This window comes from Vibrio sp. Vb2131 (assembly GCF_033338535.1).
Taxonomy (GTDB): domain Bacteria; phylum Pseudomonadota; class Gammaproteobacteria; order Enterobacterales; family Vibrionaceae; genus Vibrio; species Vibrio alginolyticus.
The window spans coordinates 275,762-302,061 of the sequence record NZ_JAWOSW010000002.1 but is presented as its reverse complement, the minus strand read 5'-3'; the positions used below and the strand labels follow the sequence as shown (position 1 = coordinate 302,061).

Annotated in this window: 19 protein-coding genes; 12 read left to right on the top strand and 7 right to left on the bottom strand. The window is 44.1% G+C overall.

Translation table 11 applies throughout. The annotated features are described in order from the left end of the window. Positions 1-517 precede the first annotated feature (517 nt). The gene (locus tag R7E38_RS03480; RefSeq protein WP_005378271.1) at positions 518-766 is read left to right on the top strand and encodes a hypothetical protein; all 249 of its coding nucleotides are present in this window, start codon (positions 518-520) and stop codon (positions 764-766) included. 5 nt (positions 767-771) lie between these two features. On the opposite strand, the gene R7E38_RS03475 is transcribed toward R7E38_RS03480, so the two are convergent. After that, a complete protein-coding gene (locus R7E38_RS03475; protein WP_167415112.1) occupies positions 772-1,761 on the bottom strand; it encodes a Solitary outer membrane autotransporter beta-barrel domain in 990 nt (329 codons plus the stop codon). 775 nt (positions 1,762-2,536) lie between these two features. Here R7E38_RS03475 and R7E38_RS03470 point away from each other — a divergent pair. The 4 genes from R7E38_RS03470 (at position 2,537) to R7E38_RS03455 (ending at position 9,587) form a co-directional block, all read left to right on the top strand. Further along, positions 2,537-4,174 carry a methyl-accepting chemotaxis protein gene (locus tag R7E38_RS03470; RefSeq protein WP_053307463.1) on the top strand — a complete coding sequence of 546 codons (1,638 nt, stop codon included), beginning with the start codon at positions 2,537-2,539 and terminating at the stop codon, positions 4,172-4,174. A gap of 466 nt (positions 4,175-4,640) precedes the next feature. Then, complete coding sequence (locus tag R7E38_RS03465; RefSeq protein ID WP_064353779.1) at positions 4,641-5,780, top strand: efflux RND transporter periplasmic adaptor subunit; 1,140 nt, start codon at positions 4,641-4,643, stop codon at positions 5,778-5,780. A gap of 2 nt (positions 5,781-5,782) precedes the next feature. Then, on the top strand, positions 5,783-8,944 hold the full coding sequence (locus R7E38_RS03460) for an efflux RND transporter permease subunit (RefSeq protein WP_054577971.1): 3,162 nt from the start codon (positions 5,783-5,785) through the stop codon (positions 8,942-8,944). A gap of 187 nt (positions 8,945-9,131) precedes the next feature. Then, a complete protein-coding gene (locus R7E38_RS03455; protein WP_226082854.1) occupies positions 9,132-9,587 on the top strand; it encodes a MarR family winged helix-turn-helix transcriptional regulator in 456 nt (151 codons plus the stop codon). Between the two features lie 44 nt (positions 9,588-9,631). On the opposite strand, the gene R7E38_RS03450 is transcribed toward R7E38_RS03455, so the two are convergent. Continuing rightward, positions 9,632-10,588 (bottom strand): AEC family transporter, encoded by a 957-nt coding sequence (locus R7E38_RS03450; RefSeq protein ID WP_005388415.1) that lies wholly within the window; start codon positions 10,586-10,588, stop codon positions 9,632-9,634. 602 nt (positions 10,589-11,190) lie between these two features. On the opposite strand from R7E38_RS03450, the gene trpS reads away from it, so the two are divergent. Beyond that, entirely contained in the window at positions 11,191-12,213 is a 1,023-nt protein-coding gene (gene trpS / locus R7E38_RS03445; RefSeq protein WP_318081675.1) for a tryptophan--tRNA ligase, read from the top strand. Between the two features lie 84 nt (positions 12,214-12,297). Here trpS and R7E38_RS03440 read toward each other — a convergent pair whose 3' ends face one another. After that, positions 12,298-13,254, bottom strand: a complete 957-nt coding sequence (locus R7E38_RS03440; protein WP_136976037.1) for an ATP-dependent dsDNA exonuclease — start codon at positions 13,252-13,254, stop codon at positions 12,298-12,300. Then, positions 13,251-14,579: a sphingomyelin phosphodiesterase gene (locus R7E38_RS03435; protein ID WP_136976039.1), complete on the bottom strand. Its 1,329-nt coding sequence runs from the start codon at positions 14,577-14,579 to the stop codon at positions 13,251-13,253. The genes R7E38_RS03440 and R7E38_RS03435 overlap by 4 nt, the downstream gene beginning before the upstream one ends. 291 nt (positions 14,580-14,870) lie before the next feature. On the opposite strand from R7E38_RS03435, the gene R7E38_RS03430 reads away from it, so the two are divergent. Together R7E38_RS03430 and R7E38_RS03425 are read left to right on the top strand one after the other, a co-directional pair. Beyond that, on the top strand, positions 14,871-15,137 hold the full coding sequence (locus R7E38_RS03430) for a hypothetical protein (protein WP_025766895.1): 267 nt from the start codon (positions 14,871-14,873) through the stop codon (positions 15,135-15,137). A 154-nt stretch (positions 15,138-15,291) separates the two neighbouring features. Next, positions 15,292-16,920 carry a methyl-accepting chemotaxis protein gene (locus R7E38_RS03425; protein ID WP_226082856.1) on the top strand — a complete coding sequence of 543 codons (1,629 nt, stop codon included), beginning with the start codon at positions 15,292-15,294 and terminating at the stop codon, positions 16,918-16,920. A gap of 125 nt (positions 16,921-17,045) precedes the next feature. On the opposite strand, the gene miaE is transcribed toward R7E38_RS03425, so the two are convergent. Both miaE and R7E38_RS03415 read right to left on the bottom strand, forming a co-directional pair. Then, positions 17,046-17,816, bottom strand: a complete 771-nt coding sequence (gene miaE, locus R7E38_RS03420) for a tRNA isopentenyl-2-thiomethyl-A-37 hydroxylase MiaE (RefSeq protein ID WP_047100806.1) — start codon at positions 17,814-17,816, stop codon at positions 17,046-17,048. A 97-nt stretch (positions 17,817-17,913) separates the two neighbouring features. Continuing rightward, entirely contained in the window at positions 17,914-18,678 is a 765-nt protein-coding gene (locus R7E38_RS03415) for a hypothetical protein (RefSeq protein ID WP_005378247.1), read from the bottom strand. Positions 18,679-18,991: 313 nt separating this feature from the next. On the opposite strand from R7E38_RS03415, the gene cysB reads away from it, so the two are divergent. Both cysB and R7E38_RS03405 read left to right on the top strand, forming a co-directional pair. Next, positions 18,992-19,966, top strand: a complete 975-nt coding sequence (gene cysB, locus R7E38_RS03410; protein ID WP_005388967.1) for an HTH-type transcriptional regulator CysB — start codon at positions 18,992-18,994, stop codon at positions 19,964-19,966. A 53-nt stretch (positions 19,967-20,019) separates the two neighbouring features. Beyond that, a complete protein-coding gene (locus tag R7E38_RS03405) occupies positions 20,020-21,216 on the top strand; it encodes a methyltransferase (protein WP_171342743.1) in 1,197 nt (398 codons plus the stop codon). A 93-nt stretch (positions 21,217-21,309) separates the two neighbouring features. On the opposite strand, the gene ald is transcribed toward R7E38_RS03405, so the two are convergent. Further along, complete coding sequence (gene ald, locus R7E38_RS03400) at positions 21,310-22,434, bottom strand: alanine dehydrogenase (RefSeq protein ID WP_318081674.1); 1,125 nt, start codon at positions 22,432-22,434, stop codon at positions 21,310-21,312. 156 nt (positions 22,435-22,590) lie between these two features. Here ald and lrp point away from each other — a divergent pair, with 156 nt between their 5' ends. After that, complete coding sequence (gene lrp / locus R7E38_RS03395) at positions 22,591-23,085, top strand: leucine-responsive transcriptional regulator Lrp (RefSeq protein ID WP_005378234.1); 495 nt, start codon at positions 22,591-22,593, stop codon at positions 23,083-23,085. Positions 23,086-23,237: 152 nt separating this feature from the next. After that, positions 23,238-26,285, top strand: a complete 3,048-nt coding sequence (locus tag R7E38_RS03390; protein WP_025766892.1) for a DNA translocase FtsK 4TM domain-containing protein — start codon at positions 23,238-23,240, stop codon at positions 26,283-26,285. The last annotated feature ends 15 nt before the right edge of the window (positions 26,286-26,300 follow it).

Below are 26,300 nucleotides of genomic sequence, written 5' to 3'. Positions count from 1 at the left end.
TTTTTAGTAAGGAAATTTGCCTTGCCTTCACTTTGAACCTCCATACTATTTATACACTAGTCATGTCGAGATCATCTCAAACACAGCAAGCTTACTGACAGTTAAGGTGGGAAACTTTAGCTAATTGATAAACTCAAAATTGCGCCGTTAATGACATATGCATCATAAGTTCGTTAGCACTCGACCAGAAGTGCGATAGGCTACATTTTTATACTAGCGAACGATTTAGCACTAGGTAATTCGGCTTTCACTAAATCAACAAGTCGACTGCGGACCATTTTCGATTCCTGATGAGTTTCAATCCAAACTGACACTTACTTTTCAGCAAGTGTGCTAGTGTCTTTCTTGTTATTTATTAAATAATTAATAAATGCCGATATGGTAAAGAGAGTTGTGGACAGCTATCTCGAGCAGTAGACTGACGCTAGCCAGAGAGTCTGACTTTGAGGGGGGCATTCTACATGAATCTTGGATTCTGCCACCGCAAAGCTGATATTGAATTTGATGGAGATGGATAATGAACGACAGTTGGGCTAATTTCTTTCCTTACTTTGCTGGAGCTTTTAAGCTTATTGTATTAGGGATAGGAGCCTACTTAGCCATTAAATGGCATTTTGACGAAGAGCGAAGGGTAAGAGAAGCGGAAGGTGTGGTGTTTGATAACCCAAGTCTCATGAAAAAGTTTGCGAAGACGCTAACTCTGCCATTCCTTTTGTGTCTTCTAGTTCTTCTTGTTATATATGCTACCAACTGGTTCCTGTACTGACGGCTTTATTGTTTGTTGTAGTAAAGTTGAATGCTGCCACCTCTGAGAGTCGAGCCGTAGTTGAAGTTAACGCCTATGCCGAAATTGTCCAACCAATCAAAGGGCTTTGGTGCATAAAATAGCCATCCTATAGAAGCTTCGTAGTAATGCGGACTTCCAAGTTCGTCGCTTAAATCATGCGAAAGGTCGACTCTTTTAATCCCAGTAAATAAAGCTTGCTCACCGTGATAAATATTGTAGTAACCGGTGATTTCATTAGATAGGTACCAACCTTTAGGGTTGCCTATATTGCCGTTATTTGCGCTTCCCCAGCTGTGCCCAATGAATGAATTCAATGTCGAACTGGCATGCCATTTCCCCCAACTTGTGGGAGACGTGTATTTGGCTTTAATGGATGGTTGAACTATTGCCGCCCATGCTGAAACGTTAACGGCACGGCCGTCTAGGATTCTTCCAATGATGGATGAAAGTTTATTATCGGTAGAGAATGAGTTTTTATAACGCATAAGGTGAGTCGTCGTTCTGGTGCTAAGGGTGACGTTTTCACTTGCTTTGTATAGATACCCATAACCAATCGATGCACCGTATGTCCTTTCCTTGAGAAGATCCTTACTTGTGCCGAATAGTTTGAGATCATTCTCTGTTTGTATCGTAAATGCCTTAAACGACAGCTCATGTAAGTCCTCGCTGCCCTCTATGTCAAAGTTAGTCGTGTAAGGGAGAACATATACGGATTTGCTTCGACGTTCATTGATTGACTCGTCAGTCCCGAACTCTGGGTTGGCGGTATCAAATAATGCATTCGGATCAAAGTCGCCAATACCAAACGCAATTGCGTCAGTGTCGGACAGCAACACCGCGATAGAAAAACGTTGTTGGAGAAGGTTGCTAATTTCCTTATCTAGTGGATCCGCTTGAGCAGTGTGAGGAAGAGAGAGTAGGAGAGCGAGCGAAACGACTCGCCACTCCACTGAGGCGAAGTTGGGTTGGAACATTTTGGCTCTTTCAAATGGTTCATGCATGGAGTTTTCGGACGTACCGGTACGCTAACATTAGTTTAATCGTTGAATGGTCGGTGTAACTTTGAGAAATCTATGTTTTCTCATATTGATATGAAAAAGTTCCTTAAACGAGTTTAGCTTCAATGTGTATGCTGCACCAGATTTGTTTAGCAACATCATTCTTTTCTGAAGATGTAGCAAGACTTTGTGACTAGGTTGCATTATTTTCTTTAATGTGTCTCTTGAGAGGAAAATAGCAAACTTTTTTATTGCCTTGGCGCTCAAGAAAATCTGAATCGTTCACTGTGCTACTGGTTAACTTCGAAAACTTGTAAGCATCCTGTCTGCCAACATCACGACTAACATCATCAAGGAGTACCCTTAAATACGTCAGATAAACAATGGTTTTTTTTGAGCTTTAGAAGAAATGTTCGGACCTTTGCATATTCCGCGGTGGTGCTCAATCCAAGAACTGTGTTTTGTATGTGTCCTCAGTAAATCATTGAGTCGATCTATTCTTCAAAATGTGGTCCCTTTAAATTCACTTTCTGTTACATATTTTTCGTTTTGAAAGAGCATTTTAATTTGCATCTTTTGAAAAGATCTATTTGTTAAATTTTGTATAAAATCAACTAATTGTTGAAATTAGAACCCTTGTCAAAAAGTCATTAGATTTCATGTTGAATAGCCTCTTTTACCTAATGGTATACTCTATTTGTTTGATATAATTTCCGGCAGTTTGTATACCATAAATAAAGAGAGTCTATTCATGTTCCAGAACTTAACGATCAAGCAGAAGATAGTGATTCCGCTGTCATTGATTATTGGATTGTTTATTGTGAGCTCTGTATTAAACGTTATGACAAGTTGGAAGCAATCTGAATTGAGTGAGACACTCAACGAACAGATCGTGCCGAACTTATTAACGATTGAGGATGCTTATCGCGATCTTTACCAAGCAACATCTGCAATCCAAGGTGTTGCACTTTCTGATACTCAAAACGATATTGATCATCACATCGGTGAATACAAAGACAACGCCTACAAAGCACTGCCACGTATGGAACAAATGATTGAGCTATCACAAGCCGGTGTGATGCCTTCTACACATGGTAATGAAGTTCGAACGCTTGTCTCTTTGGGTGAAAAGTGGTTAGCAAGTTATGAGGCGATGCTACGTTTACCTCAATCTCAATGGCGTGGTTACTACAATGAGCACAAACATACCTTTGAAGACCAATTTATCGAGGTTAGAGCGCAGCTTAACGTTGTAAAAGATGCAATAGAAGAAAAGCAAAGCCAATTGAAGGACGAAATATCAGCGGCTGCAACAAGAGCAGAACTCATTCTTGAGGCTGGCATTGTGATTGTTATTTTTGCCGCTATCGCGATGGCTTTTTTGTTGTTACAAACGGTTGTGAAGCCTATCAATGATATTAAAAATGCGATGACAGAAATTGCGTCCGGTGAAGGTGATCTAAGTCAGCGAATCGATGTAAAAACACAAGACGAAATTGGCAATTTAGCAGACGCATTTAACCAGTTTGTGTCCAAAATTCAAATGACAGTCGCTCAGGTAATTGAAAGCTCAAATACCTTACGTAACGAAATGGCAAATCTTAGCTCGTTGACCACGACCATCGCGAACTCGACCGTTTCTCAGCAAAAAGATAGCGAGGCGGTAGCGGCGGCAGTGCATGAAATGCAAGTCACCAGCAGAAATGTAAGCGATAGCGCTAACGAAGCCGCGGTTGCGAGCCAAACAGCGAATGATGAACTTACCAATACCAATGTTATTTTGGATCAAACGGTTAGCTCAATTCGCAGCCTCGCAAGTGAAATCGAAAGCGCAAGCCACGTCATTAACACATTGGATCATGATGTGAGTAACATTGCGTCCGTACTGGATGTAATTCGTGGTATTGCCGAGCAAACAAACTTATTAGCGCTTAACGCAGCCATTGAAGCGGCTCGCGCTGGAGAGCAAGGGCGAGGCTTTGCTGTGGTAGCGGACGAGGTTCGTTCTTTAGCCAGTCGTACGCAACAGAGTACGGGAGAAATCCAAACCATGATTGAAAAGCTACAATCTGGTGCAGGACAAGCTGTAGAAGTGATGCGCGGTAGCCAAAATAGCAGTGATGAAACGATCAAGTCCGCTGGCCGAGCGAGTGAATCCCTTTCTGAAATCTTGAACGCGATTTCACGTATGAACGAGATGAATACACACATTGCAACGGCTGCGAGCCAGCAAAGTACAGTAAGTGACGAAGTAAATAGCAACGTACAAGGCATTGCAGACAGTAGCACTTCAATTGTGGAAATCGTAAACCAAGCGCAAGCTTCTTTAGCCATGTTGTCAGAGCAAACTCAACGTTTAGATCATCAGGTCAGTCAGTTCAAAGTATAAGCTTGAGAACAGCAATCTCACTGACGAAATAACCCGCTTCTTAGCGGGTTATTTTTTAGATAAGTGGCGAACCTGACTTGTGAAATTTCGACTACATTTACATTCCTTTCTCACTTTAGTTCGTATACCAGAGTGGGCAAATAACCCTAGACAGCGGTAACAAACTCTGTACAGCGTGATGATGCTTTTATCATCACTTTTGCTGCTTTTTAACCATTGCAATTGCACACAGGAAAATGTGATTTCCAACCCAAAATCTTCAAATTTGAGAACTTCATAACACCTTTACCATAAACGTTTTTCGTAAGCGTATAGAACTGTAAATTTTGTTGTATGTACAACACTGGGTATTTATCATCCTAATTAATTTGTTCTGGATATACATCCTTTAGTCATTATTAAGTCATTCTAGAAGCTTTTAATAAGGAATCTTGAAGGCTTGTCGGTAGATAAGAGAGAAAAATTCATGAGACGTAAAACCACGCTATCTCTGCTGATTGCGTCGAGCCTTTTTGTGGTTGGATGTCAACCTAGCGAAGAAGGATCGAGCCAAGGAGGGGGGCCTGCGCCCGCAACCGAAGTAGAAGTGTTAACAGTGCAGCCAACGCGCCAAGCATTGACAGTAGAGTTGCCGGGTCGTAGCCGAGCATTCAAAGAAGCGGAAGTTCGTCCGCAAGTCACTGGCATTATTTCGGAGCGAAATTTTGTTGAAGGTGGCCTTGTTGAACAAGGACAGTCGCTATATCAAATTGATGATTCATCATTTCAGGCGGATTTGCTGAGCGCTGAAGCGGAATTAATCCGTGCGCAAGCTGCGGCAGAGTCGACCTATGCCACGGTGAAGCGTTACAGAACCTTGATCACCAAAAAATCCATCAGCCAACAAGACTTGGATGAAGCAGAAGCGGCATACAAAGAAGCGAAAGCGCAGGTCCTAGTCGCAAAAGCCAAGATCAACACAGCAAAAATCAACTTAGATTATACGCAAGTCAAAGCTCCGATTAGCGGGGTGATCGGTAAATCGAGTGTGACAGCGGGTGCGTTGGTTACGGCTAACCAAGCTGCCAAATTAGCGACCATTCAGCAGCTTGACCCTATCAATGTTGATATTGTGCAATCATCCGCGCAACTGCTGCGTTTGAAAGCATCACTCTCCCAAGGCCATATGCAAGAAGATGACTCTGCGCAAGTTACATTGATGCTTGAAGATGGCAGCACTTACGAACACAAAGGCACAATGAAATTTACTGAGGTCAATGTGAACGAAAGTACGGGCAGCGTGACGCTTCGTGCCGAATTCCCAAACCCTGACGGTTTGTTGCTACCTGGAATGTTTGTTCGTGCGACGGTCATTACTGGTGTCGACCCTGATGCGATTCTAATACCACAAAATACGGTATCTCGTGATGCGACAGGTAAAGCGACAGTGATGACGGTTAATGGCGAGAACAAAGTGGAAGCGAAACCAGTGAAGACTGCCGAAGCGATCAATAGCCAATGGCGCATTATTGATGGTTTGAACGCGGGTGATAAAGTCATTACCGCCGGTTTACAAAAGATAGGGCCAGGCAGTTCGGTAACTATCCAAAACGGTGAACAGGAGTAATCATGGCACGATTTTTTATCGATCGTCCGGTATTTGCTTGGGTTCTCGCGATTCTAACGATGTTGGCGGGGGTAATGTCATTATTCAATTTACCCGTCTCGCAATACCCAACGATTTCACCGACGACGATCACCATCAGTGCTCGCTATCCAGGTGCATCAGCAAAAACCGTTGAAGACTCGGTAACGCAGGTTATCGAGCAAAACATGACAGGATTAGATTACCTTCGCTACCTATCCTCGAGCAGTGATGCATTTGGTAATGCGACAATTACCCTGACGTTTGATAGCGAAGCTGATCCTGATATCGCGCAAGTACAGGTGCAGAACAAACTGCAATTGGCATTGACTTCATTGCCGATGGAGGTACAAAACCAAGGTATTGTCGTCAATAAATCCAATACGGCATTTCTCATGGTTGTCGCAGTTTATTCTGAAGATCCTGACTTTACAGAAAACGATATCGGCGACTTTGTTGTAACGAATATTCAAGACCCGATAAGTCGTGTAACTGGCGTAGGACAAGTGCAGGCGTTTGGTGCGCAGTATGCGATGCGAGTTTGGCTGGATCCATTTAAGCTTACGCAGTTCAACTTGACCGCAATCGATGTAGCGAACGCGATCAGTGAACAGAACGCGCAAGTTTCTTCAGGTCAACTGGGTGCGGCACCTGCGCAGGAAGGTCAGTTGTTGAATGCTACGATTTCTTCTGCAAGTCGTTTGAGCAGTGTAGAAGAGTTCCAAGACATCATTCTTAAGTCCGACGCCAGTGGTTCGAATGTTTATTTGAAAGATGTAGCTCGCGTTGAGCGTGGTGCAGAAAGTTATGATATTCGAGGCCAATATAATGGCTTCCCAGCATCGGGGTTAGGTATTTCATTAGGTACTGGCGCAAACGCGCTTGAGACAGCCAATGCGGTGAAAGAGCGTTTAGAACAACTGAGTGCAACGTTCCCAGAAGGGTTGCAGATTGCTTACCCATTTGAAACAACGCCATTCGTCAAAGCCTCGATTCAAGAAGTGGTTAAAACGCTATTAGAAGCCATTCTTCTTGTGTTCTTAATCATGTACCTGTTCTTGCAGAACTTCCGTGCGACGATCATTCCAACGATCGCAGTGCCTGTCGTATTGCTCGGAACCTTCGCTATTTTGTACGCGACTGGATTTAGCGTAAACACGTTAACCATGTTCGCGATGGTTCTGGCTATCGGTTTGCTGGTGGACGATGCCATCGTTGTGGTGGAAAACGTCGAGCGTGTGATGCATGAAGATGGTTTAGAGCCCAAAGAAGCGACCAAAAAATCGATGGGGCAGATCACTGGTGCCTTGATTGGTGTGGGTTTGACGCTTTCAGCGGTATTCGTCCCTATGGCGTTTATGTCTGGTTCTACCGGGGTTATTTACCGTCAGTTCTCGATAACTATTGTGGCGGCTATGACGCTTTCCGTTTTGGTTGCGATAATTCTGACTCCGGCATTGTGTGCTACGTTGCTGAAAAAAGGCGATGCTGAGCTTCTAGAGAAGAAAGGCTTCTTTGGCTGGTTTAACCGCAAGTTTGATGCGATGACAGCAGGCTATGAAACCGGCGTTGCTAAACTTTTAAAACGCACAGGTCGCATGTTGGTTGTATTTTTGGCAATGAGTGCAGGTGCTGGCTGGTTGTTTATGAACCTTCCAACATCATTTTTGCCAGATGAAGACCAAGGCACAGTATTCTCAATGGCTATTTTGCCGCCTAACTCAACACAAGAACAGACGGAAAAAACACTTGAGAAAATGCGTGACTTTTACCTAGTAGACGAAAAAGACAATGTAAAGTCTGTCTTCTCCGTTGCTGGATTTAGTTTCGCAGGTCAAGGCCAAAACATGGGGATGGCATTTATCGGCCTGAAAGATTGGTCTGAGCGTGAAGCGCCTGGCGCTGATGCGGCTTCCATTACGGGCCGAGCGATGGGGTACTTCTCTACCATTAAAGAAGCTTTGGTGTTTGCGTTCGCCCCTCCAGCGATTCAAGAGCTAGGTAACTCGACAGGTTTCGATTTCTATCTCCAAGACTCGTTGAATAAAGGGCACGATGCATTAGTTGCGGCTCAAGGGCAACTTCTGGGCATGGCTGCACAAAACCCGAAACTTGTCGGTGTTCGTCCAAACGGTCAGGCAGATGCGCCAATGTACAAAGTGAACATTGACCACGTCAAACTTCGTGCTTTGGATGTCAGTATCAATGACGTAAACCAAATCCTGTCAGCTGCATGGGGCGGGGCTTACATTAACGATTATATTGACCGCGGTCGTGTGAAGAAAGTGATGGTGCAAAGTGATGCGGAATACCGCATGCAGCCAAAAGATTTCGATTCATGGTACGTACGCAACGCTAAGGGAGAGATGGTGCCTTTCTCTGCTTTTGCGAGTGGCGAGTGGACCTATGGTTCTCCTCTTTTGCAGCGCTTTGATGGTTTGCCAGCAATGAATATTCAAGGCGGTGCAGCTCCTGGTGTAAGTACTGGTGAAGCCATGGAAGAAATTGAAGCAATGGTAGAAAAGCTACCAGAAGGTTTCACGGTGAACTGGAATGGTATTTCGTATGAAGAGCGCCTTTCCGGAAACCAAGCGCCAATGCTATATGCGCTATCTATCCTCGTTGTATTCTTAGTTCTTGCCGCTTTGTATGAAAGTTGGTCAGTACCTTTCGCCGTGGTGTTAGTTGTTCCTCTTGGTGTGCTTGGTGCTGTGCTTGCGGTAATGACGCGCAGTATGGATAACGATGTGTTCTTCCAGGTGAGTTTATTAACGACGGTCGGCTTGGCAACTAAAAACGCGATTCTGATTGTTGAGTTTGCAAAGGACTACTATGAGAAAGGCGCTGGGCTTATCGAAGCAACCTTACATGCTGTTCGCGTTCGTCTGCGCCCAATTATCATGACATCGCTTGCTTTTGGTTTGGGTGTGGTACCACTTGCTATCAGTTCAGGTGTGGGATCGGCAGGTCAAAACGCAGTAGGTACCGGCGTACTTGGTGGCATGATCAGTGCCACGATATTGGGTATATTCTTCGTCCCAATCTTCTTTGTAGTGGTTGAGCGATTGTTTGATCGACGTGCGAGAAAAGAGTCGGAGGCAGAGTTGTCTGAGACCAGCACTAAACCCAGTCAGCAAAGCGAGTAGGACTTGGTTGTTTTAACTGAGTTATACTAGTGATAATTAACACGATTAAAGGGCGCTTCGGCGCTCTTTATTTTATGTTTTCACTTGGTGGTTACCGTCTATGACGCGAGCCTGAAAGACGGCGTGTTGTGTGCAGTATCAGCACAGTCTTTTCGACCGAATGAAAGCCTAAAGAAGAAAAACGACGATGAAAGATCAGAAAATTTCCCCAATTTCCGTTTTGGATCAAAGCCCTATGTTTGTCTGCGGTGTGATGCAGCGCATGTACCGCAATCGTGCCCAAGCCGAGCTCTCTCGGCAAAATTTGATGACACTAGAAATGGCAAGTGCACTGGCCGCTTTAGAAGAATTTCAACCTATGAGCCAGCAAGCGTTGGCTGATGCGGTTCGAACTGAGCGAAGTGTAGCAAAGCGGATGGTGGACAATCTGGAAAAGAGAGGGTTTGTTCAAGTTTCTAAAAGTAAATCGAATCAGCGCCTTAAAATGCTAAGCATGACAAAAAAGGGGGCAAATGCTTTAAAGCAAGTTCATCAAATCATGACGAATTTACAGAAAGAGTTTTTTTCTTGTTTGTCGGAATCTGAAGCGAGTGAATTTTTTCGTCTGGTAAGAAAGCTCACTTTTGCGAATCACGACCGGTAACTTACATCAATGCCGTTTAGCGTCTTTATTTTATCGCGGACCAATTATATTAAGTTGTAGAACTTAAGAAATAGGATGCCCAACGTACAGGTCACTGTAGAAAGCACCGTAGTGAGTGCGATGATATTTGCGGCTAATGTGGCATTGCCTCCCATGGAACGCGCCATGACATAGCTGGCAGCAGCGACTGGAGAGGCGTTCATAAAGAAAAGAATACCTAGCTCAATTCCTCGAAATCCTACTAAGTAAGCCCCCATGGTGATGATGACCGGTGCTACGATGAGCTTGTAACTGCTCGCAAACCAAGATGGACCTTTCTCTTTTCTCATCAAGCTAAAGTCAAGTGAGCCACCCGTACACAACAGCGCCAAAGGCAATGTCATTTTGGACAAGTAGTCTCCTGCGTCAATAACCACATTCGGTACTGGAATAGCGAGTAAATAAAAAGCCATTCCTAGAACAATGGAGATTATGAGCGGATTCCTAGTCAGTGTTCGGCCCATCATCTTTGCTGCTTGCGAGGCAGACGTTGCCCCCTTGGGCGATAAGCAAATTACCGCTTGGACGTTATAAATAAATGTGGTGACCGCGACATAGAGCGCTGCTAGCGCCACACCTTGAGAACCATACGCATTGGCAACGTAAGCGATACCAATAATACCTGTATTTGCTCGGAACCCACCTTGGATGAGAACGCCTTGGTCAGGCGATGCTTTGAACAGAAGTTTGACGGAAAGGTAGGTGAAAATGAAAAACGAAATACTAGCGATGACGCCGAAATTGACGAATCCACTTGCCGCGGAAAAGTCGTGTTCTGAAGCCACAATGCTGACAAATAACATTGCAGGCAAGGTAACTTGAAACACCAGTTTAGAGCCTACTTCGATAAAGTTATCGTTGATTAGACCAAAGCGCTTAAAAAGAACGCCAAGTACCAACATCAAACAGATAGGTCCGGTTATCGACAAAGAGAATTGCAACTGATGTAAAACAGCTTCCATGTAAGTATCCGCAGCAAAAGAAAAAAGTGTTCCTGTTGCCTATTAAGCCACAAACCCGGAAGGTAGGACAGTAACGTGATGAAATTTTCTTCTGTTGTAGGTTCCGGAGTCATTTACACTCCAAGTTATGGACGAGGTCCCAATTTAACAAAGCGGTACTGGTCCTACGTGCGATATGTTGGTTAACTCGTTGTCGTGATGCATCCACATGCGTATTAGATGTGAGGGCTGGTCATCGTAGTTATGGATAGGAGTTCATCAATGAAAAGGAAACACAACAAAACTGTACTGTGTGCGTTTGTCTCTGGTTCGGTATTTGGTGCGGTTTTGGTCATTGCGATGTCTTTACCAATGTAATCCTCTTAATTGGCTGTTGGAACACTCACTCTAATTCAGTACAAAACAGATTGAGTTCTGCGGTATGTGCTGTTAGTTTAAAAAACATGAAAATACACGTTCGCCCTTCATTAACAACCTTCTCTTGGTGGCGCTCTAAATAGAGCGGCGCGGAATACTTACATTCTTAAGCTGCTGGATGGTAGCTAAGAGTGTTTGATCTTTTTTATCTCCAGTAGCGATCTATTAAATACTTGGAGACAAATATGAATACCCATAAAAATACATCTCAGCGTGAAATTATACTTACCGGAGATCGAGCAACAGGTCCATTACACCTCGGGCACTATATTGGTTCATTGCAACAACGAATCAAATTGCAAACGGAGCACGAGCAAACGATCTTGGTTGCGGACATGCAAGGGCTGACGGATAACGCGCATAACCCATCAAAGGTATCCTCTAATATTCTCAATGTCGTTGCAGATTATTTGGCTGTTGGTATCAACCCCACTCAAACTACGATCACGTTGCAGTCTCAAATTCCAGCGTTAGCCGAGTTGACAATGTATTACAGTAATCTTGTTTCTATCGCACGATTAGAGCGAAACCCTACGGTTAAAAATGAGATTCAGAGTAAAGGTTTTGAACGCTCTATTCCCGCAGGCTGTTTAACGTATCCAATTTCTCAAGCTGCTGATATTACGGGGTTTCATGCGACGCTAGTACCAGTGGGTGATGACCAACTGCCGATGTTAGAGCAAACTAATGAAATCGTGAGAAAAATAAACCATCTAGGTGGAAAAGAGGTTCTTAGAGAATGCCGTCCATTACTTAGTGATGCACCTCGTTTGCCGAGTACTGACGGTAAAAATAAGATGTCTAAAAGCATGGGGAACGCAATCAACTTAGGGGCCTCCGAAAAGGAGATTTCCGCGGCAGTGAAATCTATGTATACCGATCCCAATCATCTGAAAATTGAGGACCCTGGCCAAGTCGAAGGGAATATTGTATTTATCTACCTCGATGCTTTTCATCCTGATAAAAATTATGTCGAACAGCTAAAAGACCAATATCGACGAGGTGGGTTAGGTGATGGTTTGACCAAGAAAGTGTTAGAAGAATGCTTACAAGAGATGCTTCGCCCTATTCGAGAAAAGCGCGCTATGTATTTGAATGATAAAGCGCAACTGATTGATATTTTAAAACAAGGTAGTGAGCGTTCTCGCGAGAAAACCGAAAAAGTGCTATTTGATGTGAAAGATGTATTTGGTTTGAATTTGTTCTGAATTAAAAGTAAAGAGTTGAACATAAGGCACGACGGTTGGTTAACAACGTGCCTTTTTAAGCTCCCAGTCAGTCAAAGCGCATTGTTAAGAAGAAAAAAATTCACGACGAAAATCCGCGACTTCTTGTTGGTAATAGCTTTGCCATTCCGGTTCTGACAAATGTGAATGGCTAGAGGCTCTTTGTGTTCTTAGCTTGGACTCAAGTTGTTGTAATGCTTGTTGGTAATCTTTGACTTGTTTTTTTTGCTCTGTAATTTGCTGCTGACGAGCATGAATGTTTTTACTTTCTTCTTTCGTTAAGTAAGTTCGTTCTAGCTCTGCGATGAGCGCCAAGCGATCTGGTAGGCTCATACTATTAGGAATCAGGGTGACCGCACGCTCATATTTTTCCTGGTCGCTTGTTAGCCCGATAGCATCTGCATGTTCTTGCCAGTCAATGGTGAGTTGCTCGAAAGATCGCAAAAAGTTATCTGGGCTTTGAGTGTCCAGCTTTTGGGCTTCTAAGTTGAAATCGTACAGCGCGAACTCATCCGCAAAAACAACATCAGCCAATTCCCCCCAGATGCTTCTTGCTTCGTTCTTCAGCTGTGCAACACGCGACGCCAGTGATTGTTGCTCATCAAATAACAAATTTCCTACACTCTCTTGCCATTGGCTGCTGAGCTGAGGGTAGTTCGCCAAAAGCTGGAATCGAGCTGAAGATAAATGCGCCTCAAACAAGGCGATCTGCTCTTCACAACTACGGTTCAACATACACTCATGCCAAAACGTCTCAAGTTCAGCGACAAGTTTCCTGCCTTTGAGTTGAGTTAATCGCTCAGTCGTTATTTGAACTGTGGAAGGGAGCTTAGTTGTTTGTGGTGAAGTATCTGTATCGGGCACGATGCTGCTTGTTTGTGGTGATGTACTGGAGACACTCTGATTTTTTGTCTTAGGGAAAGGAGAGGAAGCGAGCTCTTCTTTTTGAACATCGTGACTGAAAGTTAAAAATATCATGCCCGCCATAATGGCGGACATGATTATCAAAGCGATTTTCTTCATGGCTTGATTGTTGCGCTTACTGGGAAATGGTCAGAAAGGTTATAGTGTTTCCATAAACTCTCTGCGGTTGTGCGCGGCACGTCTACACGGTTGTCATTGAATGATTTCACCCCGTATTCACTACTCACCATAACATAGTCAAGGTATTCCACGTTTTCGCCACCTGATAACGCTTCACCTGCGAAGTTATTGATACGGGGATCAAAGGTTGACTCCGTGTAACCAGAGTACTGAGGCTCTATGGCGCTTAAGTTAGCGATCATTTGTTGGTAGTCACCAGGGAACTTTCTTTTGTTGACGTTAAAGTCGCCGCTGTATACCACAGTTTCGCTTGAAGGAATGTTAAGAGATTGGGCGAGTGCGCGGATTTGTTTGAACTGGCGCTGACGATACTCACGGGCGGTGTCTGTATCGAAAGATGCGGTATGGGTAGCAAACACATGGTAAGCCTGACCACCTTTAATTATTTCCGCATAATTTACGCCTTTATCGGCAAAGCAGTCTGTACCAGAGCAATCGGGAAAGACATATTGCGCTTCATTCACGATAGGGTAGCGACTAACTATGATTACGCCACCATCATGAATATTAACGCCTTCTTTATCTAACATCTTTGTTTGGTAAGGATATTCCTTGGCTAACTCACGTAAGAATGCTTCACGGCCGCTGGCAAACACCTCTTGCAGCGCCAAAACATCGTAACCTTTTACATGTTGAGGAATCAGTTCGTAACGATCTCCAATGTGCGATGCAATAGCCGTCAACGCCCAGATGTTATAAGTCATCAACTTAAGGTTTTGTTCTTCGTTGTCGACAGACTCCGCTACCTTGCTTGGCGTGATGGTGTAGTAAAGATCATCATATCGAGCGGTACTGTCTGACTTAAATGCCAGTTCGGTTTCTCTCGTACCAAAAGCGTTAGTGTTGGCACGATGAATGTTACGATCATCTTTGAGAGATAACTCGACATCGGCTGCGGATAAGCCGTATTCAATGGTCGAATTGTACCAATGGCCTTCCATTATTTGATTGAGTGTTATGCTTTCACCTTCGGGGCTAGAAACCACCGTTTCAAAACGGTAAGTTTGATTTGATTTCACGCCCTCCCAGCGGTTGAAGCTTAATACAGATTTAGTTTCCCACGGACCAAGTACCTGCACATGTTGTTGCCACTCGTCTCCGTATTGAAGCAAATCACTACCTTCATGTTTTACTTGAATAGTTAACGGTTGATCAGAGTTATTCGTTAGGTAAACGTCGGTATCTGCAATGCTGGGTAACGCTATCAAGCTACTTAATAAAAGGCTCCACTGCGAAAATTTCATCTTATTTTTCCATCATTTGAACTAGAGTAATCATTCTTGTTTATAAATGTTACTTGCACGTTAAATATGGATGACATCTAAGCCAGTGTTGAAAATTGTTATCAGAATGTGATCTTTATTCAATGGTGAGGGTGGAGGTATTGAGTGTGTTGCCGTTGAAGCGGTGGAAAATAATACCAACAGTCAACGAATTGCATTCACTGCAATCAAGCTGTCATCTTTGCTCTATAAGTTGTGCGGCGTCATTCATCTAGCCATATGGCTAGAACTCAAATTGATAGATGGAGCACCATGGCTAGAGCAGTAAATCCAACCGATGAAACCATCATTAAATTGTTACAAGAGCAAGGTCTGATTAGAAGTGAAGCAGAAGCGCGTTTAAAGAAAGAGGTGTACCGCTTGCAGCCTAATGAGATAGCAAAAGTAAAAAATTATGCCCAGCATTTTGGGATAAACGCGAAAGAAAAGCTCATCGATGAGATCTTGGATCTGCGCCGAGAAGCGCTCATGAAAAGATGTAGACACAATAAGGAGCATACGAGCCTATCTCTAAAATAGCATGTGATAAAACTATCAATTACTGGTCAAGATTTGATCTCTCAAGCCGATGTATATAAGAGCGTTCAATGATATCGAGCGAAAAAACAGTGTGTTTTAGAGGTTAAGCTTTCACTTAAGTGAGAGGTTTGGAAAGGCTGCGGGGAGAAAGTGCATGCGTATTAAAGACTTAAGTGTCGTAAAGAAAATATCGGTTAGTTATTTAACCGTTTTTGCCGTGTTTGGTTTAGTGTCAGTAATGTTGGTGCAAGGTTTGTTAACACTGAATAAAGACATCTCAGTGTTAACAGATAAAAGTTTACCTTCTGTTGCGATTTTGAAAGGTATCCAAGTTGATATTACTAAAGTGCGTAAAGATGAGTTCTCTTTATTGCCAAACGCAAATCACCCCAAAATTGGTGAGTGGTTAAAAGGCCTCGACCAATGGCGTTCTGATGTGCAGGCTGGTATTGCAGAATACGAAAAGCTCGACCTTAATAAGCGTGAAACGCAGTCTTTTAGCGTTTTTAAAGAAACTTGGAATCAATACATCAAAGAAACGAAGACTTACAACGCACTGCTAAGCCAAGGTGATGCTGAAAGTGCAAATGATGTGATTTTATCGAGTTTCGATACCTACTCAAAAGCGTTGAGCAGCTTGGATGATACCCTCGCGTTGAACGATGAGTTGGTGAATTTGATTGGTGAAGAAGTACAAAGTGAAGCGGCATTTACACAATACAGCGCTGCTGTTGGTGCGCTCGTCGTCGCATTGGTCATGGTAATGTCTGCCATGCTGCTTTCTCGAGTCATTTGCGGGCCTGTTGATCGAGCATTGGAATTCGCTTCTAAAATCGCCAAGGGTCAATTGAATAATCAAATCGACGAAAGTGAATTGAGCAAAGACGAGTTAGGAATGTTGCTTAAAGAGCTTGTCGGTATGCAAACAAACTTACATTCGCTGGTTTCTGAGATTAATGACTCAACGATTCAGCTAACGGCAGCAGTAGAGGAAGTGAGTGCTATTTCTTCTCAGACCGCCTCTGGTATGCAAAATCAACAAATTGAACTTAGCTCGGTGGCTTCTGCGATGACAGAGATGCAAGCTGCTGTAAGTGAAGTGGCACAAAATACCGAAGTTGGCGCAACCTCTGCTTATTCGGCTGCGGAAGTGGCAAAGCAAGGAACGGCGACGTTACAACAAACTATCGCAGTAATTGAGCGTGTATCACATACGATCCAAGAATCAGATGAACTGGCACGTGAGCTTGAATCGAGCTCAAACAATATCAATGTGGTCGTCGATGTGATCCGCGGGATTGCCGAGCAAACAAACTTGTTAGCACTGAACGCCGCAATTGAAGCCGCTCGGGCTGGTGAACAAGGACGTGGGTTTGCTGTTGTGGCAGATGAGGTTCGTTCTCTGGCGCAACGCACTCAAGACTCCACTTCACAAATTGTGGAAATTGTTAATCAGCTACAAGAGAGCAGCAGTAAAATAGGGCATTCAAGCCGTGATTGTCAGGAGGGTATTTCTCAGTGTGTTGAGCAAGTTAATGACGCTGATAGCCAGATAAAAGAAATTGAACATTCTGTCGATAACATAGCGCAAATGAGCACACAAATCGCAACGGCGTGCAGTGAGCAGAATTCTGTATCCGAAGAGCTGAATCGCAGTGTGGAGCATATTAATAGTGCTTCAACAGAGATGGCTGAGGGAGCTTCACAAACGGCTGTGGCTTGTCAGCAGATTAGTAGCCTAGCGCACAACTTGAAAACTCGAATGGGTTCATTCCAGCTCTAGTTGTTGTGTTTCAGCTTTATTCCTAACCTCATTGCTACAATAAATAAGCCGGACGAAATGTCCGGCTTATTTATTCTCTGTCTATATAAGTTCAGAGTATGCTCAACCTTGGGAGAATATGCTCGCTAGGCTGGGATACCACTGTGAAACTTAAAATCTGTATCTGGCGTAGAAATTAAATCTGCCTCTATACGTCCAAAGTAGGCGATGCGCTCGCTGATATCTTTGCCTGCGATTTGCTCCGCTAATACAAGATAATCCTGGTAATGGCGTGCTTCTGAACGTAATAAAGAAATGTAGAACTTTGCGATATCGTCATCCATATGTGGTGCTAGTTTGGCAAAACGCTCACAAGATCGAGCTTCGATGTACGCACCAATGATGAGTTTATCGATCAGCGTTTCCGGCTCATGAGTCTTCATATGCGAAATCAGTCCTTTAGCATAACGACTTGCTGGAATATTTTTGTACTCAATTCCACGACTTTCCATGATCTCTAAAACTTGATAAAAGTGGTGTAACTCCTCTTTTATCAAAAGCACCATCTTATCGATCAAATCTTGGCTATATGGTGAGTCGGACTTAGCCATGATTGCCTTAGAAATATTGCTCTTGCCTTTTAAAGTTTCCAATGAGCCTACGTTACGGTAAGCAAAATCTTCGTAGGGCTTAAACCAGTCAAGTAGAGCATGTGAACTGGATTGATCAACGGCATACTTACGAATTAAAAACATGGCAGATTGGCCAGCTTTTAGTTCGCACAGTAGGTGGTCTAACAAAATGGTTTGAAGGTTCTCTGGTTTCTTTGCTTCCTCTACCCATTCATCAGGTGTACTGCATTGCAGAAATTGGTTAATGGGAGCAAGAAGATCTTGATAGGCGTCTAGATTCATCATTTTAGTTTTAGTACTTCACATTTTTATTGGGCATATCCGTTGTCTTGCGGATAGAAAAAAGGCTGCAATTGCAGCCTTTCTTGACCTGAAGTGAATGTTACCACTTTTTCTTCTCGCCGAAGAGTGCTTCCATGTCATTGTCACGCTCTTTGTCAGCAATCTGCTGCATTTCAGCATCGCTTTTATCTTGGCGCTTTTTATCTAAGTCACCCAACATCTCTTCAAGCTTTTGTTTCGCTTGAATAGAATAAGGATCGCTCTTAGTGCTCAAAGCATCGATACCTTTACGCAGCAGTTGAAGCGCGGTGCCTGGTTGGCCACGAGCGATAGAGTCGTTTGCTCTTTTGATGACATTTTCAATGTTGATGCGAATTTGCATCGTTTCCAAGCGCGCATTTTCGGTGACGTAGGTCTGGGTATCCAATCGGCCTTTGTTGTGCTCGTTACGGATAGTGTCGCGAAGTCGTTTAACCAGCTTAAGCATGACGATAGCTTGTTTATCACTACTCGGCATCTTGAAAGTGGTACTCTCGCCTGTAGGGCCATTCTCTTTTAGCTGCGTAATCTGCTGCTTCATATTTTCGATACGTTGAGCAAGTTGCTTGTTCTTCGGATCCAGCTCATGCATGCTCTCTAGCGCGTCAAGAATACGATTGTTTAGACACAACAACAGCTCTTTACTAAAAGGGATATGGTGCGCATGACCAATCAACTCTTCAGTACCATCTATCAAGGCTACATATCGCGCTGATTCCTGCCTTTTTGCGGTTTCAACTTTAACCTTATATTGCAACATAATGTTATAGCCTAGGATTAACACCAGTAGGATGGCTACCAAAGCGATTATTAAACCAATATTCATATCTTTGCGTCTGCTTTACTTTTCTGCGGCTAGCGTTAAAGAATACATGAATCTTATCTTACTCGGCACCTTATTTGTTTGATTATTTTGTCTCTCCCACGTTTTAGTTACTGATAGAAGTCACATCATAGAACTTCGGTCATTTATTGGCTCAACTTTGTGCATATTGTTTCTTTCTTGAAGATTATTAGTATGTGATTGAGGTATAAGTTAGAAATTGCTGTTCATTTCGATTTGAACGCGTTATAACTAATTATTATATCGCTCGCTTGAGTGGCCAATAAACTCTCTCATGAATAAGTAAGGGATTACGATGAAACTGCAGCAGCTGAAGTATATTGTTGAGGTTGTAAACCATAATCTGAATGTATCTGCAACGGCGGAAAGCTTATATACCTCTCAGCCAGGTATCAGTAAACAGGTTCGGTTGCTGGAAGATGAGTTAGGCATTCAGATTTTTGAACGTAGCGGTAAGCACTTAACGCAAGTGACGCCAGCTGGTGAAGAAATTGTACGTATCTCTCAAGAAATTCTCGCTCGTGTAGAAAGTATCAAAGCGGTGGCTGGAGAGCACACCCATCCAGAAATGGGGACGCTGAATATCACCACGACACATACGCAGGCTCGTTATGCACTGCCAGATGTCATCAAAGGTTTTACTTCTCGTTATCCAAAAGTGTCGTTACACATGCACCAAGGTACACCGTCACAAATGTCTGAGGCGATAGCTAAAGGCACAGCGAATTTTGCGATTGCGACAGAAGCGCTTCACTTATATCAAGATGCCATCATGCTGCCTTGTTATCACTGGAATCGTTCAATAGTTGTGCCTAAAGACCACCCACTAGCGAAGAAAGACAAAGTAACGATCAGTGATCTTGCCGCTTACCCATTAGTCACTTACGTGTTCGGTTTTACTGGCCGTTCAGAGCTGGATACAGCATTCAACCGCGAAGGTTTAACCCCGCGAGTGGTGTTCACTGCAACTGATGCAGACGTCATTAAAACTTACGTTCGTATGGGTATTGGTGTGGGTGTGATTGCAAGCATGGCTGTGGATGAAGAGCAGGACGGTGACTTGGTTGCAATAGATGCGAGCCATTTGTTTGGCGCGAGCACCACGAGCATCGGCTTCCGCCGTGGTACATTCTTACGCTCTTACATGTTCGATTTTATGGAGCGTTTTGCACCGCACTTAACGCGTCCAGTGGTTGAGCAGGCGATTTCGTTGAAGTCTAATGCAGAAATCGAAGAGATGTTTAAAGACATCGAGCTTCCGGTGAGATAACACTTCATTGATGTTTCGATTCCCTCTACAATGCGCTCGTTGTAGGGGGAGTTATGAAAACGCAATTTCAATTTATTAATGACTGCTTAATCGAAAACCAATCTTTGTGGCGATTCGAGCCTTTTAAAAGCAGCATTCACACATCATTACCTTGGCAGGAGCAACATCCTCGACTGTGCCAATGGCTAGCGTCTCTTACTCCCTCTCAAATCGAAGAATACAAAGCAGCACCAGAACTCGCGTTAAAAGCACTTAGTCCGTTTTTGCCTGAGCTTGAACAACTCGCAGAACTGACTCATTTAGAGCTTTTGTCGTTAAACGGCTTGGAACTCGCTCGTGGTTTAGATAACGGTATTCCGGGACGTAAGTTGGAGCAAATTAGCTCGATGGGTGAAGCTGCAATTCAACAACACTGTGGCGAAGAATGGCTAGAATGGTGCTCAGGTAAAGGTTACTTGGGGCGAATCCTGACAACGCAAACCGATCAGCCTGTAACCAGCTTTGAATACCAACAAGCACTGTGCGATTCGGGGCAACAAGCAGCCAATGAACATCATTGGAAGATGACGTTTATTCAAGGCGACGCGTTTGATAGCAAAGCGAAAGCCGTGTTTAAGCCAACGCAACACGCAGTAGCACTGCATGCATGCGGTGACCTTCACGTTCGTCTAATGCAGTACGGCAGTGAAAATGGGATTGCTGCGATGACCATATCACCTTGTTGTTACCACTTGATTCAGTCGGAACAATACCAGCCGATGTCGGAATCGGGCAGGGCTTCTTCTCTCTCATTGTCTAAGCAAGAACTGCGTATCCCATTACAACAAACGGTGACGGGAGGAGAGCGCGTGCGTCGTCATCGTCAGCAGGAAATGATGTTTCGTCTTGGGTTTGATTTGATCACGCGACAAGCTTTGGGAATGGCAGAGTATCAGCCTGTGCCGAGTATCCGTAAGTCGCAATTAAGTGATGGTTTTGAATCGTTCTGTCGCTGGGCAGCGGAGCAAAAAGGCATTGTTCTTCCTCAAGAAATCGATTTCTCTCATTTTGAAAAGTTAAGCGAACAACGCTTCTGGCAAATGGAGAGAATGAGCTTAGTGCAACTTGTTTTTCAACGTCCGTTGGAGATCTGGCTCGCATTAGATAAAGTGCTTTATCTTGAAGAACGTGGTTACCGTGTTAGATTGTCAGAGTTTTGCCCTAAATCGGTCACACCTAGAAATATTTTAATTTGTGCATATAAGATTTAGTTATTCTTTATAGCCAAACGCTCTATATGAAAAAGCCCACTTATGAGTGGGCTTTTGTAAACAAAACGTGACAAGTTATGTTTTATTTTGTCATTAATTAAACATAGCGATAGCTTGAGTTGGTTTAACGTATTCCAAGTCAAAGCTTTCTGCTACTTCTTTACACGTTACTTTTCCGTGAATAACGTTTAGACCTTCAAGGAAGCCTTTATCTTCTAGAAGTGCTTCGCGGTAGCCTTTATTTGCTAACTTCACGATGTATGGAAGTGTAGCGTTGTTGAGTGCAAATGTTGAAGTGCGAGCAACTGCGCCAGGCATATTTGCTACACAGTAGTGAACCACTTCATCAACGATGTAAGTTGGATCTGCGTGAGTTGTCGCGTGCGAAGTTTCGAAACAACCGCCTTGGTCAATTGCCACGTCAACCACTGCCGCACCAGGCTTCATCTTAGCAATGTGCTCTTTAGTGACCAGTTTAGGTGCTGCTGCGCCAGGAATTAGAACGGCACCGATAACAAGGTCCGCTTCTAGAACATGCTTCTCGATAGCGTCTTCAGTAGAATAAACCACTTTTGCGCGACCTTGGAATTCTTCGTCAAGCTTACGAAGTGTGTCTACGTTACGGTCTAGAATGGTGACGTCAGCGCGAAGGCCAACCGCCATACGAGCAGCGTTTGCACCAACAACGCCACCACCAACGATAACGACTTTTGCAGGTTCAACACCAGGTACGCCGCCTAGGAGTAGACCACGACCGCCGTGCGATTTTTCCAACGTTTGCGCGCCAGCTTGGATAGACATCCGACCTGCCACTTCTGACATTGGTGCTAACAGTGGCAAACGACCCATATTATCTGTTACAGTCTCATAGGCTATACAGACAGCTTTGCTCTTGATTAGCTCATCAGTTTGTGGAAAATCTGGTGCTAGGTGTAAATAAGTAAATAAAATTTGCCCTTCGCGGAGCATTGCTCTCTCTACTGCTTGGGGTTCTTTTACTTTTACAATCATGTCTGCTTGCGCAAATACGTCAGCAGCATGAGGGAGAATGGATGCGCCGACAGCGATGTAATCATCGTCTGAAAAACCAATGCCGGCACCTGCATTGGTCTCAACTAAAACTTGGTGACCATGTGAGATGAGTTCTCTCACGCTAGCTGGGATCATACCAACACGATATTCGTGATTCTTGATTTCCTTCGGTACGCCAATGATCATCCTGTATCCTCTTTCTATAATGGTTGTATTAACTGTTAGTAGGGTGTTATTGTCGAATTAATAACTAGTATAGTTATAGATTTGTAAAATTTGGCACCAAATATTAAAAAGTTGTAGTATATTTTTTTGCAAGGAAGTAATAAGGTGGAATAAAAAATGGCAGACAACTATAAAAAGCCGTCCAAGGAACTAGACCGTATCGACCGCAACATTCTTAATGAGCTGCAGAAAGACGGTCGTATTTCAAACGTTGAGCTTTCAAAACGTGTGGGACTTTCTCCAACGCCATGTTTGGAGCGTGTACGTCGCTTAGAGCGTCAGGGTTATATCACAGGGTATACTGCATTATTGAATCCGCAGTTCCTGGATGCATCACTATTAGTATTCGTTGAGATTACGCTAAACCGTGGTGCGCCGGATGTGTTTGAGCAGTTTAACTCAGCTGTTCAAAAGCTAGACGACATACAAGAGTGTCATCTTGTTTCAGGTGACTTTGACTATCTTCTTAAAACCCGTGTATCAGATATGGGTGCTTACCGCCGACTATTGGGCGATACGTTACTACGTCTACCTGGCGTAAATGACACTCGCACATACGTTGTTATGGAAGAAGTGAAACAATCTAACCAGCTTGTGATCAAAACTCGTTAATTTCTTGCAAAGAAAGCGGTATATGCTTCCGCTTTCGCCAGAGAGTAATTGGGTTTTTCTCCTTGATATGGTTAAATCAATTTACCGAGCGGCTTGATGCCGCTCGGAATGTTTTGCAATTTCCTATTTCATTTCCATATTCAAGTTGATTTATGTTCAAAGAGAACGCAAAGAAAGTCGAAACCATTATCAAAACCAGTGAAGAGCCCCAGTCTTCACGCTTAAATGGCTTCCAACGCTTAAAAGAGTGCTGCTTTATCGTTGGCGTTCTTAGCTCGGTATTGCTTGCGGTTGCACTATTTACCTTCAGTCCGGCCGATCCTTCTTGGTCCCAAACCGCATGGGGAGGGGATATCGATAATGCTGGTGGCCTTTTCGGCGCTTGGCTAGCCGATACTCTATTCTTCACATTTGGCTCTCTCGCTTACCCAATCCCTTTCTTGCTAGCGGCGGCTGCATGGGTGATTTGCCGTAAACGAGGAGAAGATGAGCCCATTGATTTCATGCTATGGGGTACAAGGCTGCTCGGTCTGGTCGTCCTTATTATGACCAGTTGCGGTCTTGCCGATATTAATTTTGATGACATTTGGTATTTTTCATCCGGAGGTGTGGTCGGGGATGTGTTGTCTAGCCTCGCTTTACCTACATTGAATGTACTCGGTACCACATTGGTATTGCTGTTCTTGTGGGGAGCGGGCTTTACGCTCTTCACTGGCATCTCATGGCTTAACATCGTGGAATGGCTTGGTGATCGTGCGTTAGCACTAATTGCCGCGCTTGCAAATAAGGCAAGAGGTTCAGAGCAGGAAGTTTTAGAACCTCAGCTTGATGAGTTTGTAGAAGACAAAGTCTCTACGCCTAAACACAATGTAGACCATGAAATTGATGATGAGCCGCTTCCTCATTTAACGGCGTACGATGTCGATGAACCGAAAGAGCCGGCGCCAGCGCATGAGTATCCTATTTATATGCCGCAAGCGAAACCTGATAAGCCTGCGGAACAGGCGATGGTAGAACCGACGCCACCACAACGCAAGGCTACGGTTAATGCTGCGCCAGTTTATTCTGAACCTGAGCCTCAAATACAACCTATCCATACGGTTAACACTGATAACGTTGATCCGCTCTTGGAACGCACCAAGCAACTGAATGTTACGATAGAAGAGCTTGAAGCAGCGGCGCAACAAGCAGATGACTGGGGAACTGAAGAACAGGCAGCACCATCATTTGCAGACACTTACTCTTCCTATGTAGAGCCACATACAGCTACAGAAGAACCGATCAGTGTTGAACCAGATTATGCGGAGTACGAACAATTTGAAGCAGAGCAAGTACAGCCGCCAAGTATTGAGCATCCTGTACATGAAGAGCCTGCAATTGATTCTGCTGTATTAGATAGCATCACGGCGCAAACAGAATCGAGCCAACATATTGAGCCTACGATCTCTGACTTTGATGTGTTAGATGATGAAGACGAAGTGGAATCTCAGCCTGCACAGCAAGCACAGCCAACAACGCCTCATCAGCAAGTTGCAACACCTTCAACAACATTTGAACCTGCACCTCAAAAAGTGGAGGTGGAAGAGGTCCAAGACAACGACCAAGATGTTACCGCATTCCAAGATATGGTTTCCAATGCGCAAGCCAAAGTCGCTGCAACACAGAACCCATTTTTGGTACAGAAAGAAGAAAACTTGCCAGTTCCGGAAGAGCCACTCCCAACGCTCGAGTTGCTTTATCATCCAGAAAAACGTGAAAACTTTATCGACCGTGATGCGCTAGAGCAGGTCGCTCGATTGGTAGAGAGCAAACTCGCTGACTACAAAATCAAAGCCGATGTGGTTGGTATTTATCCTGGTCCAGTGATCACTCGTTTTGAGCTTGATTTGGCGCCAGGGGTGAAAGTAAGTCGTATTTCTGGTCTTTCAACTGACTTAGCGCGTGCATTGTCTGCGATGGCGGTACGTGTTGTGGAAGTAATCCCTGGCAAGCCTTACATCGGTTTGGAACTGCCAAACATGAGTCGTCAGACGGTCTATTTATCTGATGTCATCAGTAGCCCTCAGTTTGAGCAAGCAACGTCACCAACAACGGTTGTGCTAGGTCAAGACATTGCGGGCGAAGCTGTGGTGGCAGATCTTGCGAAGATGCCTCACGTGTTAGTAGCAGGTACAACAGGTTCTGGTAAGTCGGTGGGTGTGAACGTGATGATTTTGAGCATGCTGTATAAAGCAGGTCCAGAAGATGTACGCTTCATCATGATTGACCCGAAAATGCTAGAGCTTTCTATTTATGAAGGTATCCCTCATCTTCTTTCTGAAGTTGTGACTGATATGAAAGACGCATCAAATGCTCTGCGTTGGTGTGTGGGCGAGATGGAACGTCGTTACAAATTGATGTCGGCATTAGGTGTACGTAATGTGAAGGGCTTCAACGAAAAATTGAAGATGGCAGCAGAAGCGGGCCACCCAATCCATGACCCGTTCTGGCAAGAAGGCGACAGCATGGATACTGAACCGCCATTGCTAGAAAAGCTGCCTTACATCGTCGTTGTTGTTGACGAATTTGCTGACCTGATGATGGTGGTAGGTAAGAAAGTTGAAGAACTGATTGCTCGCTTGGCGCAAAAAGCGCGTGCGGCAGGTATTCACTTAATTCTTGCGACTCAGCGTCCATCGGTTGACGTTATTACCGGTCTAATTAAAGCGAACATTCCAACTCGTGTTGCGTTTACGGTATCGACTAAAACGGACTCTCGTACAATCCTAGATCAAGGCGGCGCAGAATCACTACTTGGTATGGGTGATATGTTGTATCTACCGCCGGGATCTAGTCATACAACTCGTGTTCACGGTGCATTTGCATCAGATGATGATGTTCATGCTGTTGTAAACAACTGGAAAGCGCGTGGTAAACCGAACTATATTGAAGAGATCATCAGTGGAGATCAAACTCCAGAAAGTCTATTGCCAGGTGAGCAAATGGAAGCGGATGAAGATGTAGACCCGCTCTTCGATCAAGTTGTTGAGCACGTGGTTCAATCACGTCGAGGTTCGGTTTCCGGTGTTCAGCGCCGATTTAAGATAGGTTACAACCGTGCCGCCCGTATTGTAGAGCAGCTTGAAGCGCAGGGCATCGTAAGTGCTCCGGGTCATAACGGTAACCGTGAAGTACTGGCACCTGCGCCACCAAAAGATTAATGAACTTGTTTTACT